The organism is Zhihengliuella halotolerans, from assembly GCF_004217565.1.
GTDB classification, from domain to species: Bacteria; Actinomycetota; Actinomycetes; order Actinomycetales; family Micrococcaceae; genus Zhihengliuella; species Zhihengliuella halotolerans.
Map to the genome: position 1 here is coordinate 1,299,799 of NZ_SHLA01000001.1, position 16,721 is coordinate 1,316,519.

Below are 16,721 nucleotides of genomic sequence, written 5' to 3' on the forward strand. Positions count from 1 at the left end.
AGCTTTCGGAGCGGCGCTCGGCCTGGCGGGAGTACATCAGTGGACGGGGTTCCTCAGGCGGATCAGTCTACCGGCGGAAGTGGTTCAGCAGGGTGCCGATGCCCTCGATCTCAACTTCGAACCGCTGGCCCTCGCGCAGCAGTCCGACGCCGGCGGGAGTGCCCGTGAGGATCACGTCGCCGGGCAGGAGCGTGAACGCTTGAGACGCGAACGAGACGAGGTCGGCCACGGACCAGACCATGTCGGAGGTGTTCCCGTCCTGGACGGTCTCGCCGTCGAGCCGGCCGACGACGGAGACGCTCTCCGGGTCGAACTCCGTCTCGATCCACGGACCGATCGGACAAGAACCGTCCCAGCCTTTGGCCCGTCCCCACTGCAGGTCGGTCTTCTGGACGTCGCGGGCCGTCAAGTCGTTGGCGCAGGTGTAGCCGAAGACGACGTCGGCGACCTTCTCCGCCGGGACGTCCTTGCAGATCCGTCCGATCACGACGGCCAGTTCGGCCTCAAAGGAGATCTCGTCAGAGAAGCTCGGCAGCGTCACCGGGTCACCCGGGCCGGCGATGGCCGTATTCGGCTTCAGGAACATCAGCGGCGAGGCCGGGACCTCGTTACCGAGCTCCGCGGCGTGATCCGCATAGGTGCGGCCGAAGCAGACGATCTTCGATCGCGGAATGATCGGGGCAACGAGCCGGACGTCGTCGAGCGCGTGCTTGGTGCCGGTGGGCTGCACCCCCTGGTAGAAGGGGTCGCCGGCGATGCCGACGATCTCCTCGCCCTTCACGACGCCGTACTGGGGGTCTCCGTCAACTACAAAACGTGCAATTCGCATAGGTTCTACCTTACTTGTCGCGGCCAAAACAGAACTGCGGCCGACGCTGTCGCGCCGGCCGCAGTCTCAGAAGTCGGGGATGACTCAAGCGAGTCGGGTGAGCCAGCCGTGCTTGTCGGCGACTGCGCCCGTCTGGATGCCCAGCAGTTCCTCGCGGATGCCCAGGGTCACGGAATCGGCAGCCAGTGCGGGCGAGGCGATGTCGCCTTCGGCGGTCTTCAGCTGACCGATCGGGGTGATCACGGCCGCGGTGCCGCACGCGAAGACCTCGCGCAAGGTGCCGTTCGCGGCCGTGCGGCGCCACTCGTCGAGGGTGAACTTGCGCTCCTCGACGGTGAGTCCGCGGTCCTTGAGCAGTTGGATGACCGATTTGCGCGTCACGCCGTGCAGGATGGTTCCGTTGAGTGTCGGGGTCACAACTCGTCCGTCGTCGAACACGAAAAACACGTTCATGCCGCCGAGCTCCTCGACGGCGTCGTCGTTGAACGGGTCGAGGAAAAGCACCTGCTGGCACCCATTCTCCTCCGCCTCGAGCTGGGCGGCTAGCGACGCGGCGTAGTTGCCGCCGCACTTTGCCTCGCCCGTGCCGCCGCGGCCGGCGCGCGCGTACTTGGTCGAGAGCCAGATGTTGACGGGCTTCAGCTCGCCACCGAAGTAGTTTCCCGCCGGCGAGGCGATGACCCGGTAGGAAACTTCGCGCGCTGGACGCACGCCGAGGAAGGCCTCGGTGGCGATCATGAACGGACGCAGGTAGAGCGCCTCGCCGTCGCCCGTGGGGACCCAGGAGCGATCAGCCTTGACGATCTCCTTCAGCGATTCGACAAACGCCTCGACGGGCAGCTCCGGCAGCGCCAGGCGCTGTGCCGACTTGTTGAAGCGATCCGCGTTGGCCTCGGGACGGAAGGACCAGACGGTTCCGTCCGCATGCCGGTAGGCCTTGAGACCTTCGAAGATCTCCTGACCGTAGTGCAGGACGGATGCGGCGGGGTCGAGGGCGATCGGGCCGTATGGCTCGATGCGCGCGTTCGACCAGCGGCCGCCGTCGTGGGTCCAATTCCAGTCGATCACCGCGGTGTGGTCGGTGAAGTGGTCGCCGAATCCCGGGTTGGCGAGTACGGCGGCGCGCTCCTCGTCGCTCTTGGGGGTGGTTGAGAGCTGCTGGGAGAATTCCATGGTGCTGGCGGCGCTTTCTCTTGAATGACTTAGGCAGTCGGGCCCGCGCCGCAGCGGTGCGGCGCTTGCCCTGAGGCCAGCTTAGGCCACGAGCGACACAATCGCATCGCCGATTTCCACCGTCGTGCGCACGTCCGTGAGCTCGGCGCGGCTGGTGATGTCCTCCTCGACGGCGCGCTCGACGGCGCGGGCGGCGTCGGGCAGACCCACGTGCTCGAGCAGCAGGGCGACGGACAGGATGGCGGCCGTAGGATCGGCCTTCTGCTGCCCCGCGATATCCGGCGCGGAACCGTGCACGGGTTCGAACATGCTTGGCTCGGTGCGGTCCATGTTGATGTTGCCGCTCGCGGCGAGGCCGATGCCGCCCGTGATGGCCCCGGCCAGGTCCGTGAGGATGTCGCCGAAGAGGTTATCGGTGACGATCACATCGAACCGTGCCGGGTCCGTGGTCATGAAGATCGTCGCGGCGTCGACGTGCATGTAGTCGTGACTGACGTCCGGGAACTCGGCGGCCACGGCCTCGACCGTGCGGCGCCACAGGTGTCCCGCGTGCACGAGTACGTTGTGCTTGTGCACGAGCGTGACCTTCTTGCGCTCGCGGCGGGAGGCACGGGAGAACGCGTCGCGCACGACGCGCTCGACGCCGTGAGCCGTGTTGACGGAGACCTCGGTCGCGATCTCGTGCGGGGTGCCCACGCGCAATGCGCCGCCGTTGCCGACGTAGGGGCCCTCTGTCCCCTCGCGGACGACGACGAAGTCGATGTCACCCGGGTTGGCGAGGGGGCTGGGAACGCCAGAGTACAGCTTGGACGGACGCAGGTTCACGAAGTGGTCCAAGGTGAAGCGCAATTTGAGCAGCAGTTCGCGCTCGATCAGGCCCGAGGGGATCCGGGTGTCCCCCGGTGCCGCGCCGACCGCACCGAAGAGGATGACCTCGTGCTGGCGAATCGCGGCCAGCGTGTCCTCATTGAGGACTTCGCCGGTCTCCAGCCAGTGGTTGGCGCCGAGGTCGTACTCGGTCAGCTGAAGGTCGACTCCGGCGCCTTCGGCGACGCGGCGGAGGACCTTGACGGCCTCGGTGACGACTTCCGGGCCGATGCCGTCGCCCGGGATGACTGCTAGATCGATGCTGCGGGTGCTCATGCATCCAAGCCTAGGCAAACGGTCCGCATCCTGAGCAGTTCGTCTCAGCATATGAACAAGCTCTAGAAGCTAGGTCGATGCAGCTTGACGACAGTCGTCCCGTCACGGATAGCAAAGACGTCACCCAGCGGGCTGACGATGGGGTACGAGTAGCCACCTTCGGCCAGCCGGGTGGCGTGTCTTGATTGAATATGCACGGCAGTCACCTGACCACCACTGCAGTGGATCATGGATTTCGACGGTCGATGGTAGGCAATACGCGTCGTCCGGTACCCCCTTGAAGTCCTGGAGCCATGAAGGCGGAACGTGCGCACATGTTTGCCAGTCCGTCCCTCGATCTGCACCAATCCATTGGCATGGGAGGCATAGATGATGGTGCCGAGGACTATGGGCGAGTTAATCTCGCCTACCTCCGGCACCTCGATTTCCCACTCAATTTCACGAGTTCGGAAATCTATGAGGAGGACGCGCGCGGGCCTTGAGGAGAACTCGGCTCCGTACGCGTTTCTCTGGGACGTCGTGACAACCAGCTTCGCCCCATACAAGGCGATGCCTACGACCGATTGATCGTGGACAACGTGCTCCCAAGCGGATTCGACACTGCCATCCGAGCGATTCAGCTTAACAACACCACCGCCCTGCAGCCCCTGAGAAGGCACCGAGGCGACATACACGGAACCGGCGTCTGCCGTCATGGCGAAGGGACGGGACTGCCCATACTTCGGCTCGAGCACGGTCGTGCTGATCAGTTCGAGCGTCGTCTTATCCAATCGTGCTATGCGAGCTCCGGGATAGGACGCGACGATGATCTCGTCATCCAGTTCAATAATCGATTCGACTTGGCGGATCGCATCTCCATGGGAGACCTCTTCCGATTCGTCCAGATTCGCGTGCATGATAGCCATCGATTCTCCGAGATAACCGGCCGCATAGACACGCCCCAATGAGTCCGCAAATATTGTTTGGATCTTCTGCGCGGTCGTCTCCAGCGTCACCTCCGTCTCGATCCCAAACAACGGATGCCCCACCAAATGGTCAGTACGGAGGATATAGCGGCTCTCATCTGCGGTGGTGTAGAGCGCTGTGAGCTGGTCCAACAACCGATCCCCTTCGAGATCTGCCCACACGGGAAACACCAGGGAACCTTCCTTCGCTTGGATCACCCTAGTTTTCATGTTTGAACGTTGGAACCCGACTAAACCTCGGGAATCGTAGAAGAAAAATGAATCTCCAACTCTTTCGAACAACGCGTAGTACGCAGATTCTGTCAGGATAGTGAACTGCTCCGACGCAATATCGTAGATCGCCGTTCGGTTCTTCCCGTCTTCCCCGCGATATCCCGCGGCCACGACATCGTCCCATGCGCGAATCCAGTACACCGTGCCGTGACCTCGGGCCTGTGGCAGAGGGACGTCCACCACCGTCTTGAGCGTGTCACGATCCACGGCGACCAGTCGCGGGTTGACGCTACCCGTGCCACCCCACACACGTCGCGAACTGATGGCCAACCGCCGTACATAGTCAACGTCTCGCCCGAAGGGCTCGGAGTGATCAACACTGCGCGTGCTGGTATCCAAACGAAGGATCTTGGCAGCGCCTCCGGGACCGTAGGTCCCCACCCAGACGAACCCATCGCGCCCGCTCTGCGGTTCGTAGGCGTCATCGAACCACGTCTCGGAATCGGGCCAGACGCTGACGTCACCCTGCAGAGTGAAGGTATGGCATCCGCTCGCCGATACGGCGAGGAACTCATCGTCTGCGATGTGTGCAATCTCCTGGACGCCGCGCTGCGCTGGCGTTACCTCGTCGATCATACTGATCGCGTCACCGGAGTATCCATCGAAAAACTGCACTTGGCGAACCAGCCCACTACAGCCCACAACCACCGTTTTGTCCGATAACGAAGTTTTTACTACCTGGAATGTTGAGGGAGTCACCGCAGAAACGGGAAATTCTCGTTGCGCCAAGAAACCCGTCGCCTTCTGTTCCTGCAAATAGGGACGAATTTCCAACGCACTAGATGACGTATCGGCGGCCGCTGGAAGAACACGAACGTCGACCAACGCGCCGGCGCTCATGCCGAGAAGACCCGATAAGATATGCCGACGGCTCAACCGCATGCGATCCTCCAATTCAATGCGCTTGTCCGCGCCGTCATCAACTCTCCAGACCAGACTACGGGAGCGCTTCGGGCCCTTGAGGCAGTCGGTACTGCGCAATTCGTCACTGCACCTAGGATGGATGCCATGGCATGGCATCGCAGCGCGGATCAATGGCTCCGCGACCACCCCGCGCATGTCGACACCGTCACCGCGGTTGCGCTCTGGCTCTTCTGCGGCGGCCTGACCGTCGTCATCGGTTCCGCCGTCAGCCCGAGTCAGGCGCTCCTCGTCTTCGTCATCACCTCGCTCGAGCTCCTGCCGCTCGCCTGGCGTCGCACCAAGGTCACCCTGTCGGCAGGCCTCATCATCCTCGCCTGCCTCCTGCACCTGGCACTCCTGCCCACGTACCTGCCGTCCATCGTGGCCGTACCCATCGTGGTCTTCACGCTTGCGAAATACGGGCGGCGCTGGGAGTCCACGACCGGGCTCGCGCTCGCCCTGCTCGGCGCGATCCTCTCGACGGTCTCGTTCGGGGCCGTCGGCGGGTACTTCGACGCCGGCTACATGATCTTCAACGCACTCGTCATCATGCTCGGCATCCTGGTCGTCTGGACCTCGGGCGACCTCGCCCGGACCCGCCGACTCAACGTGCACGCCCTCGAAGAACGCACCGCCCGCCTCGAGAAGGAGCAGGCGGCCGAGCGTGCCGCCGCGGCCGCCGACGAGCGGGCGCGCATCGCCCGGGACATGCACGACGTCGTCGCCCACTCCCTCTCCGTCATGATCGCCCAGGCCGATGGCGGGCGCTACGCCGCCGCGCAGTCCCCCGATACGGCGCGGCAGGCCCTCGAGACGATCGCCGCCACCGGGCGCGAGTCGCTGCGGGAGATGCGTCGACTCCTCGGGGTCCTGCGCAACGACGGCGATGCCGCGTACCGGCCGCAGCCCAGCGTCGCCGACCTGTCCGAACTCGTGGAGACCGTCTCCGCCACCGGTCAACCAGTCGAGTTGTTCGTGCACGGGACACGGACGAACCGGCTGCCGCAGGGTGCCGAACTCGTCGTCTACCGCGCCGTCCAGGAGGCCCTCACGAACGTCCTCAAACATGCGGGACCCGCGGCCGCGGCGCGCGTCGACGTGCGCTGGGCGCCCGATGGCATCCACGTCGCCGTCACGGACAACGGCCGCGGATCGCAAGCCGACAGTTCCGGCGAAGGCTCGCGCCTCGGCCTGCCGGGCATGCGCGAACGCGTTAGTCTCTACGGCGGCACGATGACCGCGGCGCCACTGCCACGCGGAGGCTTCGCCGTCTCGCTCTTCATTCCAGTTTCGGAGGATGCATGAACGCACCAACCGCCCCCATCCGGGTCGCGCTCGTCGACGACCAGACCCTCGTCCGCAGCGGGTTCCGGATGCTCATCAACTCCCAGCCCGACCTCGAGGTCGTCGCCGAAGCGGGGACTGGCCGCGAGGCGCTGGCCTCCCCCGTGGTGGCGCGCGCCGACGTGATCCTCATGGACATCCGCATGCCGGACATCGACGGCATCGAAGCGACCCAGCGGATTCTCGACGCTGCCGCGGGCGCCGCCGATGCCGAAGCAGCCGGGACGGGCGAACAGGGCCCCCGCATCGTGGTGCTCACGACCTTCGACCTGGACGAGTACGCCCTCGCGGCCATCCACGCCGGCGCCAGCGGATTCCTCCTCAAAGACGCGCCGCCCGAGGAACTGCTCGAGGCCATTCGCACCGTCCACCGCGGCGACGCCGTCATCGCCCCCTCGACGACGCGTCGACTCCTCAACCACGTGGCCCCGATGCTGCGCGCCGATCTGCAGGCCGAATCCCCCGACCACCGCGCCGTCGCATCGTTGACGGCGCGCGAGCGGGAGGTCTTCGAACTCATGGCCCAGGGCGCCTCGAACCCGGAGATCGCAGGGCAGCTGTTCCTCTCGGAGGCGACAGTCAAGTCGCATGTGCGCCGCGTCCTGTCCAAACTCAACGCCCGAGACCGCGTCCAGGCCGTCGTCATCGCCTACAGCACCGGAGTTGTCGCCCCCTGACCGCGGACAATCAATCGTCGAGGCGGCCGTCGGCGAAGTCGTCGAACACGGCCTGCACACCGTCGTCGTTGACGAGGATGGACTGGCCGTCGCTGCTGGTGCCGAACGGCGCCGGCGGCACCGCGTGCCCGACTTTCGACAAGTCCGCACGGTAGAGCCACGCGGCGAACGTCAGCATGTCCTCGGCGGAGACGTTCGTGTGCACATGCGGGTCGACGACGGCCAGCGACCGCGCCAGCGCGCCCGGCCCGTCGAGCAGCGCCCGGGCACCGAACCCCAGCAGTGCCACGCCCTGGTGGAAGCTGCGGTCGAAGTCCCCGCCCGGCAGGGTCTTGCGTTCCCGCACGTACATCAGCGCGTCGACCGGGTTCAGCACCACGTCACCAGCCGGCACGTCCTTGACCCGGACGGGCGCGTCCAGCGAAAGCCCACCGGAGTCCTCGACGATGCTCTGGAACCCCAGGAAACCGGTCAGGACGTAGCCGTCGAGTTCGATCTCGCTCGCGTTCGTCACCGCCTGCTGCTGCCCCTCGGGTCCGCCGAAGACCAGCGCCGCGTTGATCTTCGCCTCGCCGCCGCCGGCCAGCGGAACCCACAGGTCCCGCGGGATGCCCACGATGCCGCCGCCGCCCATGCCGTCGACGCCGACGACCTGCAGAGCGTCGGCCCGCGTCGACGTGATCAGCTCTCCTTCCTTCTCGCGCGCGTCGGCGCCAACGAACAGGATGTGCCGGGCGCCCTCGCCGAGGGCGGGCATGTCGATGCCCTGGCTGGGCCACCACCCGCCGACGATCGTCCACACCGGCGGCTCCTCCGCGTCCCCCTCGACGGCGACGGCCAGACTCACGTCGTCTCCAGAGGTCAGAACCGCGATCTCTTCCCCGTTCCAGGTCCCGAGCTCCGCCTCGACCGTCAAGGAGCCCGACGACGTCGTCCGTGAACTCACCGCCGAGTCGAGGCGTCCGCCGGTGGGCACGTCGGCGCCCTGGTACCAGCCGACGATCAATTCCGCGAGCTCCCGCGGCATGTCACCCGTCGCGACGTCGGGCACCTCCGGTGTCGGCGAAGCCGTCGCGGACGGGGCCTCGGATTCCTGCGGGGCGGGCGCCGGCGCCGAGCAGCCGGCCAGCACCAACGAGAGGGACGCGAGGCCCCCGGCGAGAGGCATCAGCCGGCGCCGGAGCAGGTGCGGGGATGAGTCCATGCAGCCATAGTCTCATCCCACGGGATGAGCCGCCGGCGACTATTTCGCGCCCGGAGGTCGATGTGGCGGGGCACAGGAAATTCATAGCGTGAGGGGTATGAATGAGAACTCCGCTGCAAACATCCCCGTCGCAGTCTCGGCACGCGGCCTGCGCAAGGTCTACGGACACGGCGAGACCCAGGTCGAGGCACTGCGCAACATCGACATCGACTTCCCGACCGGGCGCTTCACGGCCATCATGGGCCCGTCCGGTTCCGGCAAATCCACCCTCATGCACTGCCTCGCGGGACTCGATTCGTCCTCCGGCGGGCAGATCTTCGTCGGCGGGCAGGAGATATCCGGCCTCGACGACGCGGGCCTGACGACCCTGCGCCGCGACAAAGTCGGATTCGTCTTCCAGTCCTTCAACCTCGTCCCGACGCTGACCGCAGAGCAGAACATGCTGCTACCGCTGCAGCTTGCCGGCCGGAGCGTCGACCGCGACTGGTTCGACCGCGTCGTCGCCTCCCTCGGCCTGGCGCCGCGCCTGGCGCACAAACCGCACCAGCTCTCGGGCGGTCAGCAGCAGCGCGTGGCTGTCGCCCGCGCACTGCTGACGCGACCGGACGTCGTCTTCGGCGACGAGCCGACAGGCAACCTCGACTCCCAGACCGGCGCAGAAGTACTGCGGCTCCTTCAGGATTCGGCGCGCGACCTCGGGCAGACCATCATCATGGTCACGCACGATCCCGTAGCCGCGAGCTACGCCGACCAGGTGATCCTCATGCGCGATGGCGACATCGTCGGGGCGCTCGATGACCCCACCGCCGCCTCGGTGACCCGCGCCCTCGCGGAGATCTCCGGGGCCGCACCCCTCGCCACGGGGGCCGGTGCCTGAGATGCTGACCCTCGCACTCGCGAACATCCGAACCTACGCCAGACGCCTCATCGCGGTCGTGCTCGCCGTACTCATCGGCACCGCGTTCCTCGCCGCGACCCTCATGGTCAACGCCAGCACGACCGCCTCGCTCGAGCGCAGCATCGGCGAATCGTACCGGGACGCCGACCTCGTCGCGGCCGTCGACTGGGGCAACTTCACCGGCGACGACGCCACCGGCATCCTCACCCACCGCGATTCTCGTCAGGCGGCCGGCGTCCCGGGGGTCCAGTCCGTCCGGGCCTACGACGTCGATTCGGTCCGCGCCGCGACCGGGGAGAAGACAGTCTCCGCGGGCCTCACGGCACTGCCCGACGATCCGTGGACCCCACCCGCGCTCACCGCGGGTGAGCTCCCCTCCGGCAACACGCAGGTGCTCGTCGACGCAGACTCCGCCGCCGACGCGGGCATCGCCGTCGGCGACTCCATCGAGCTGCTCACCGAGGCAAGCCCCAAGCCGGTCACCGTGACCGTCTCCGGCCTGGCCGAACCGAGCATGAACCCGATGACGGCCGCCAACATGCAGATCTACGGCCTGCCCCACCTGCTGGACGCGACGCTGACCAACGAGCAGCTGTCCCAGGTCACCGCGCTCCACCTCAAGCTGGATCCGGGCGCCGACCCAGAGGCCGTCGCCGCCGATGTCTCGGCCGCCCTCGCCGACTCCGACGCGGGCCCCATCTCCGTGCAGACCGCCGAGGCGCAGGTCCTGGCCGAGGTCGACCAGATGACCGGCGGCAACCAGGCCATCACGCTCATCCTCATGGTCTTCGTGCTCGTCGCCCTGGTCGTGACAGGCCTCGTCGTGGTCAACACGTTCTCCGTGCTGCTAGCCCAGCGCATCCGCGAACTCGCGCTGCTGCGCACGATCGGCGCCTCGCGGGGCCAGCTGAACCGCTCGGTCCTCGTCGAGGCGGCGATCGTCGGCTTCGTCTCCTCCCTGCTGGGCGTCGGACTGGCAACGCTGATCATGACGGGCCTCGTCGCCTTCGCGCAGACGTTCCCGGCCGCCGGATTCGTAACCCTGGCCGTCCCGGTGGAGGCTGTCGTCATCACGACTGTCGTCGGCACGCTGCTGACCCTCGCCGCTGCCTGGTGGCCGGCACGCAAAGCCACCCGGGTCGCACCGCTCGAGGCCATGCGGCCCTCAGACGCAACCACCGAGACTCAGCGCCTCGGCCGTGTGCGCATCGTCTTCGGCGCGGTCCTGACCCTCCTTGGCGGCGCCGTGCTCGGGCTCGGCGCGGCGCAGGGGCAGCTCGTCGTCGGCTTCGCCGGTGGCCTCGTCTCCTTCATCGGCCTGCTCCTGCTCGCACCCCTGTTCGTCCTCCCGGCGATCGCGGGCATCGGCCGCCTGACCGGCCGCACGGTTCCGGCCCGTCTGGCCTCCCTCAACGCGGTGCGCAATCCCTCACGCACCGCTGCGACGGCTACCGCGCTGCTGATCGGCGTCACTCTCGTGACGATGATGATGACCGGTGCGCAGACTGCGAAGGCGACGTTCGACTCCCGCCTCGCCGGGGAGTTCCTCGTCGACGCTACCGTCGACGGAAGCATGGCCGGCGTCGAACTGGACGCGGATTCGGTCGCCACCGTCGCGACCCTCGACGGCGTCGAGTCCGTAGTCCTCGCGACGCCCGCCGCAAGCGAAGAGTCCGGCATGACGGTCTTCTCCGCCGGCGCGGACGAGCTGGCCTCCATCCTGAACGACCCGTCTCTCGTCCCGGGCACAGGTGAGGTGACGGTGCCCCAGTACGTCAAGGACGACCTCGTCGTTCCGACCAAAGACGGCACGACGACGCTGACCTCTATCATCAGCCAGAGCATCGCGGTGCCGCCCTTCGTCACCACGGAGACGGCAGCGACGCTCGGCGGCAAGGCCCCCGACTATCCGGCGGCCCTGTGGATCAAGGCCGAACCCGGCGTCGATCCGGCCGCGGCGCTCGAGATGCGCGCAGACATCGCGGCGGCGCTTGGCGTCGAGGAGTACTCGGTCAGCGGAGGCCTGATGGAGAAGGGCCTCTTCACGCAGATCATCGACGGCCTGCTCATGGTCGTGATTGGGCTCCTTGCGGTCGCCGTCCTCATCGCTGTTATCGGCGTCGCCAATACGCTGAGCCTGTCCGTGCTCGAGCGCACCCGCGAGAACTCGCTGCTGCGGGCCCTCGGCCTGCGCGCCCGCCAACTCCGGTCGATGCTCTCGCTGGAGTCCGTCCTCGTCGGCGTCACGGCCGCCGTCCTGGGCATCGTGCTGGGGTCGGTCTACGGCGTGCTCGGCGTCCAGTCGGCCCTCGGCACGATGGCCGCGACGGTCGTCTCGATCCCGTGGCTGCAACTGGTCGCGGTCCTGGCCATCGCGGTGCTCGCCGCGTGGCTCGCCTCGGTGGTCCCGGGCCGCCGAGCGGCCCGTCTCTCCCCCGTGGAGGGCCTGGCCAGCGAGTAGGGACCGGCTCATACGACGGCGGCCCGCCCCGGTTGCCCCACGATCCTTGCGGATCCTGGAGCAGCCCGGGACGGGCCGCCGTTGTGACAAACGCGAGCTGCGCCGTCGTCGTGCTGGGGCCTCTACACCTCCGCCGGCACCTCGTAGCGCGGGAAGATCGGCTCCGGTGCGGGAAGCTCTGCGTCGGCTTCGAGTGCCTCGTCGAACGCGGTGAAGACGCGGGCCGCGCCGTCGGCCTGGCCGAGGGCATCGAGCAGGCGGCTCGCGGCATCCGGCATGACCGGCTGGACCAGGAGCGCCACCCGACGCACAACCTCGAGCGTCACGTAGAGCACCGTGCGCATGCGCGGCTCGTCCGTCTTGCGCAGGACCCACGGCGCCTGATCGGCGAAGTACGCGTTGGCGTCCCCGAGCACGGTCCAGATCGCCTCGAGCGCGCGGCTGAACTCCTGGCGCTCGTAGTGGTCGCGCACGGTCGACAGCAGGGCTGCAGCGGCGTCGAGGATCGCCCGGTCCTCGGCGGTGAACTCGCCGGGCGGGGGGACGCGCGAACCGCAGTTCTTCTTGACCATCGACAGCGATCGCTGCGCCAGGTTGCCCAGATTATTGGATAGGTCGGCGTTCATGCGGCCGACGATCGCGTCGTGGCTGTAAGAGCCGTCGGCACCGAACGGCACCTCCCGCAGGAAGAAGTAGCGGATCGCATCGAGACCGTACTGGTCGACGAACTCCGCCGGCGCGATCACGTTGCCCAGCGACTTGGACATCTTCACGCCGTTGTTGTGCAGGAAACCGTGGATCATGACGCGTCCCGGCAGCTCCAGCCCGGCGGACATGAGGAACGCCGGCCAGTAAATCGCGTGGAATCGGGAGATGTCCTTGCCGATCACGTGCACGTCCGCCGGCCAGTACTTCTTGAAGCTCGCGGACTGCACATCCGGGAAGCCGACGCCCGTCAGGTAGTTGGTCAGGGCATCGACCCACACGTACATGACGTGCTTGTCGTTGCCCGGGACCGGGACACCCCAGTCGAAGGTGGTGCGGGAGATCGACAAGTCCTCGAGGCCGCGCTCGACGAAGCGGATGACCTCGTTGAAGCGCGAGCGCGGCGCGCCGAAGTCCGGAGCATTGCGGTAGTGCTCGAGGAGCTTGTCCTGAAAAGCGGACAGCCGGAAGAAGTAGGACTCCTCCTCCGTCCACGTCACCGGCGTATCGGTCTCCTTGGAGTACCGGACGCCATCCTCGCGCAGCTCGGTGTCATCTTCCTGGTAGTACGCCTCGTCGCGCACGGAGTACCAGCCGGCGTACTTGTCCAGGTAGATGTCGCCGTTCGCCTCCATCCGGCGCCAGATCTCCTGAGCGGCGTCGGTGTGGTCCGGGTCCGTGGTGCGGATGAAGCGGTCGTAGCTGATCCCGAGCTCGTCGTTCATCTGCTGGAAGGAGTCCGAGTTGCGCTGCGCGAGCTCCCGCGGCGACACGCCCTGTTTCTCGGCGGTCTGCAGCATCTTCTGGCCGTGCTCGTCCGTGCCGGTCATGAAGAACACGTCGTACCCGTCGAGGCGCTTGAAACGCGCCATCGCGTCCGTGGCGATGACCTCGTAGGCGTGCCCGATGTGCGGCACGCCGTTCGGGTACGAGATCGCGGTGGTGATGTAGAAGGGGGTCTGCTCGGTAGAAGTCACCTACAGAAATCTACCGTATTCGGGGCCGCGAACCGGTGTCGGCGGCGCCCGTGACTCCCCGCAAGATCAGCAGGTGGTCAGCGACTCCACACCCGGGCCGAGGACCTTCGCGCCGCCCAACAGGGTGATCCGCTCGAGGTACTCCGCCTCGTCGATATTCTCCGCGATACCGCGCGGGATACAGGTCGGCTTGGAGAGGAACACGGGAGCGCCCTGCGCCGCCGCCACGGCCGCACCGGCCAGAGCGTCCGGGAAATCTCGACCGGTCGCGATGAACGCGGTCTCCGCCTCCAGGGCGATCTCGTAGGTCGCGAACTCGTTGGTCTCGTAGCGGTCGTCTCCGTCGTACTGGTAGACGTCGTAGCCGTCGTCGAGCAGCCCGTAGATGAAACCGTCCGAGACGGCTGCGGGGCCGCCCACCACGACCGTCTCCTCGGTCCCGAGCTGATCGAGCAGGGCGCGGGTGCGGCTGTCCGGCTTGCGCTTCTCTCCCGGGACGAGGACGACGGGGGCGCCTTCGTATCCCGCGGCGCCCGCGGCGGACAGGGCGTCCGGGAAGTTGCGACCCGTAGCCACGAACGCCACCGGCGCTTCGCCAAAGACGGAAAGTACCAGCTGGCGGGCCGTTTCATAGCGGTTCTCGCCGCCGATGCGCTCCACCTTCCCGGTGGTCGCGGCGCCGACCTGCTGCTCGACGGTATTGCTGAGGGCGCCCTCGCGTCCCACCAGAACCACCTTGTCCGGATCGAGCCGGGTGATCTCGGCAGCGACCCGGGCGTCGAGCTCTCCGGCACGCGTGAGGAGGACCGGGCCGCCTTCGACCGCCGCGGCCGGTCCGGCCACGAGCGCGTCGGCGAACTCTTTGGAGGTCGCCAGGTAGACGACGTCGGCCCCGTCGGGGAAATAGGTCTTCGAGATCTCCACTGCGGTGGCCATTCGATCAGCCCCGGCGACCCGGTCGACCACGAGGTCGTGCCCGGAGGCCTGTGCGCTCGCGCCCACCGGAGTACTTGCAGCGGCGGGCAGCGCAGGAGCGACAGCAACGAGCGAAGCGGCCGCAACGGCCGCAGACAGACGACGGGACAGACCCATGATTTCCCCCAGGAGAAGAGCCGCGGTTCTCTCGAAACGACGCGGCGAAATCGGATGATAGGGAAAAGATAGCACCCCAGAGACAACCCTCGGTACAAAGTTCGCGCGCCCCGCCGATCAGCCGGCGCCCCCAGCCTGCGAAACGACCGAGCGCCCAGCCGCACGTGCCGGCTGGGCGCTCGATGAGCTGCTCTATCGCACGACGCTTCAGGTCAGGTTGACCTCGCGCGCGAACGTCGCGCCGACGGCGTCGCGGATGGCGTCAAGGACGCCTTCGGAGAGCGCGTTGTCGACCGTGAGCACGGCCAGTGCCTCGGCGTCGCTGTCGCTCGGGGCGACCTGCATGCCGACGATGTTCACGTCGCGCTCGCCCAGGATGGCACCCAAGGCGCCGACGACGCCCGGGCGGTCCTGGTAGCGCAGCACGACGAGGTGCTCGGCGATCGGGATCTCGATCTCGTAGCCGTCGATGCCGACGAGCTTCTCGACCTGCTTCGGACCCGTCAGCGTGCCGGAGACCGAGAGCTGCGTTCCGTCGCTCGTGGAGCCGCGCAGGTTGAGCTGGTTGCGGTACTCCGGGGAGTCGGCAGTGGTGATCAGGCGGGAGGCGACGCCGCGCTGCTCGGCGAGGACCGGCGCGTTCACGTAGGAGACCTGTTCGGAGACGACGTCGGTGAAGATGCCCTTGAGCGCGGCCAGCTCGAGGGCCTTAACATCCAAGGCGGCGATCTCGCCGGCGACCTCGATGTCAAGACTGACGAGCGAGTCGGTGGTCAGCGCGGTGAAGATGCGGCCGAGGTTCTCGATCAGCGGGATACCCGGGCGGACCTTCTCGTCGATCACGCCGCCGGCGACGTTGACCGCGTCCGGTACAAGTTCGCCGCCGAGGGCCAGGCGCACGGACTTGGCCACGGAGACGCCGGCCTTCTCCTGGGCCTCTTCGGTCGAGGCGCCGAGGTGCGGGGTGACGACGACGTTCTCGAGCTCGAAGAACGGCAGGTCGGTGCTCGGCTCGGTCGAGAAGACGTCGATGCCTGCGCCGGCGATCTGCCCGTCCTTCAGCGCGGTGTAGAGGTCGGACTCCTCGACGAGGCCGCCGCGGGCGACGTTGACGACGTAGGCGGTCTCCTTCATCTTGGCGAAGGCCTCGGCGCCGAGCATGCCGACCGTCTCCGGCGTCTTCGGCATGTGGATCGTGATGAAGTCGCTGGAGGCCAGCAGCTCGTCGAGTTCGACCAGCTGCACGCCCAGCTGCTGGGCGCGGGCGGCCGTGACGTAGGGGTCGAAAGCGACGATGTTCATGCCGAAGCCCTGCAACCGAGCCGCGACGAGCGCGCCGATGCGGCCGAGACCGATGATGCCGGCTGTCTTCTCGTACAGCTCGACACCTGCGTACTTCGAGCGCCTCCACTCGCCGGCCTTGAGCGAGGCACTGGCGGCCGGGATGCGGCGGGCCAGGGAGACGATGTGGCCGACCGTCAGCTCCGCGGCGGAGATGACGTTTGACGTCGGCGCGTTCACGACCATCACTCCGGCCTGCGTTGCGGCCTTGATGTCGACGTTGTCGAGGCCGACGCCGGCGCGGGCGATGACCTTGAGGTTCTTGGCGGCGGCAATGGCCTCCGCGTCGACCTTCGTAGCGGAGCGAACCAGGATTGCGTCGACGTCAGCGATCGCGGGAAGGAGCTCTGCACGGTCTGCGCCGTTGGCCGTGCGGATCTCGAAATCCGGGCCGAGGGCATCGACGGTCGCGGGCGAGAGCTCTTCGGCGAGCAAGACGACGGGCTTGGTTTCTGACACTTCGGTGGCACCTTCGCTTTGGTTGGATGCAGACAGGACGGCAGAGCGCGTCCGCACCAAGGTTATCCGGGCGGCAACAACTGAGCCGAACCTGCCCCGCACTATTACACCGGGAGACCTCCGCCGAGCTGCAAAGCCCGTCAAACGGCCGACATCTACGGCCGCCTGTGAGGTCCACCACCGACCTATCAGCCAGCGATACTCTAGTCCCCTTTTGATCGGTGGCCTATGCTGGCACCGGTGCCACCCTCTGAACCAGAGGAAGTACCTCGCGCGC

The 16,721-nt window shown here is 67.1% G+C and carries 12 protein-coding genes; 4 read left to right on the forward strand and 8 right to left on the reverse strand.

What is annotated here, in order from left to right; all coding sequences use genetic code 11:
* Nucleotides 1–67: 67 nt before the first annotated feature.
* The 4 genes from EV380_RS05810 to EV380_RS05825 all read right to left on the reverse strand — a co-directional run bounded on the left by EV380_RS05810 (nucleotide 68) and on the right by EV380_RS05825 (nucleotide 5,364).
* A complete protein-coding gene (locus EV380_RS05810) occupies nucleotides 68–829 on the reverse strand; it encodes a fumarylacetoacetate hydrolase family protein (protein ID WP_130449964.1) in 762 nt (253 codons plus the stop codon).
* 84 nt (nucleotides 830–913) lie between these two features.
* Entirely contained in the window at nucleotides 914–2,002 is a 1,089-nt protein-coding gene (locus tag EV380_RS05815) for a branched-chain amino acid aminotransferase (RefSeq protein WP_130449966.1), read from the reverse strand.
* Nucleotides 2,003–2,083: 81 nt separating this feature from the next.
* Entirely contained in the window at nucleotides 2,084–3,145 is a 1,062-nt protein-coding gene (locus EV380_RS05820) for a 3-isopropylmalate dehydrogenase (RefSeq protein ID WP_130449977.1), read from the reverse strand.
* Between the two features lie 62 nt (nucleotides 3,146–3,207).
* Nucleotides 3,208–5,364: a hypothetical protein gene (locus tag EV380_RS05825; RefSeq protein ID WP_165391891.1), complete on the reverse strand. Its 2,157-nt coding sequence runs from the start codon at nucleotides 5,362–5,364 to the stop codon at nucleotides 3,208–3,210.
* 27 nt (nucleotides 5,365–5,391) lie between these two features.
* On the opposite strand from EV380_RS05825, the gene EV380_RS05830 reads away from it, so the two are divergent.
* On the forward strand, nucleotides 5,392–6,591 hold the full coding sequence (locus EV380_RS05830) for a sensor histidine kinase (RefSeq protein WP_165391892.1): 1,200 nt from the start codon (nucleotides 5,392–5,394) through the stop codon (nucleotides 6,589–6,591).
* On the forward strand, nucleotides 6,588–7,307 hold the full coding sequence (locus tag EV380_RS05835; RefSeq protein WP_102158959.1) for a response regulator: 720 nt from the start codon (nucleotides 6,588–6,590) through the stop codon (nucleotides 7,305–7,307). Before EV380_RS05830 ends, EV380_RS05835 begins: the two co-directional genes overlap by 4 nt.
* 10 nt (nucleotides 7,308–7,317) lie before the next feature.
* On the opposite strand, the gene EV380_RS05840 is transcribed toward EV380_RS05835, so the two are convergent.
* The gene (locus tag EV380_RS05840; protein ID WP_130449983.1) at nucleotides 7,318–8,511 is read right to left on the reverse strand and encodes an LCP family protein; all 1,194 of its coding nucleotides are present in this window, start codon (nucleotides 8,509–8,511) and stop codon (nucleotides 7,318–7,320) included.
* Between the two features lie 97 nt (nucleotides 8,512–8,608).
* On the opposite strand from EV380_RS05840, the gene EV380_RS05845 reads away from it, so the two are divergent.
* Together EV380_RS05845 and EV380_RS05850 are read left to right on the forward strand one after the other, a co-directional pair.
* Complete coding sequence (locus tag EV380_RS05845; protein WP_130449985.1) at nucleotides 8,609–9,388, forward strand: ABC transporter ATP-binding protein; 780 nt, start codon at nucleotides 8,609–8,611, stop codon at nucleotides 9,386–9,388.
* Nucleotide 9,389: 1 nt separating this feature from the next.
* Nucleotides 9,390–11,870: an ABC transporter permease gene (locus tag EV380_RS05850; RefSeq protein WP_130449987.1), complete on the forward strand. Its 2,481-nt coding sequence runs from the start codon at nucleotides 9,390–9,392 to the stop codon at nucleotides 11,868–11,870.
* Between the two features lie 122 nt (nucleotides 11,871–11,992).
* Here the strand turns inward: EV380_RS05850 and metG are convergent, their stop codons facing one another.
* From metG to serA, 3 genes are all read right to left on the reverse strand, one after another.
* Nucleotides 11,993–13,552, reverse strand: coding sequence for a methionine--tRNA ligase (metG, locus tag EV380_RS05855; protein ID WP_130449989.1), 1,560 nt, complete (start codon nucleotides 13,550–13,552; stop codon nucleotides 11,993–11,995).
* A 66-nt stretch (nucleotides 13,553–13,618) separates the two neighbouring features.
* Nucleotides 13,619–14,644, reverse strand: coding sequence for a cell wall-binding repeat-containing protein (locus EV380_RS05860; protein ID WP_130449991.1), 1,026 nt, complete (start codon nucleotides 14,642–14,644; stop codon nucleotides 13,619–13,621).
* A 207-nt stretch (nucleotides 14,645–14,851) separates the two neighbouring features.
* Nucleotides 14,852–16,444, reverse strand: a complete 1,593-nt coding sequence (gene serA, locus EV380_RS05865; RefSeq protein ID WP_130449993.1) for a phosphoglycerate dehydrogenase — start codon at nucleotides 16,442–16,444, stop codon at nucleotides 14,852–14,854.
* Nucleotides 16,445–16,721 lie beyond the last annotated feature (277 nt).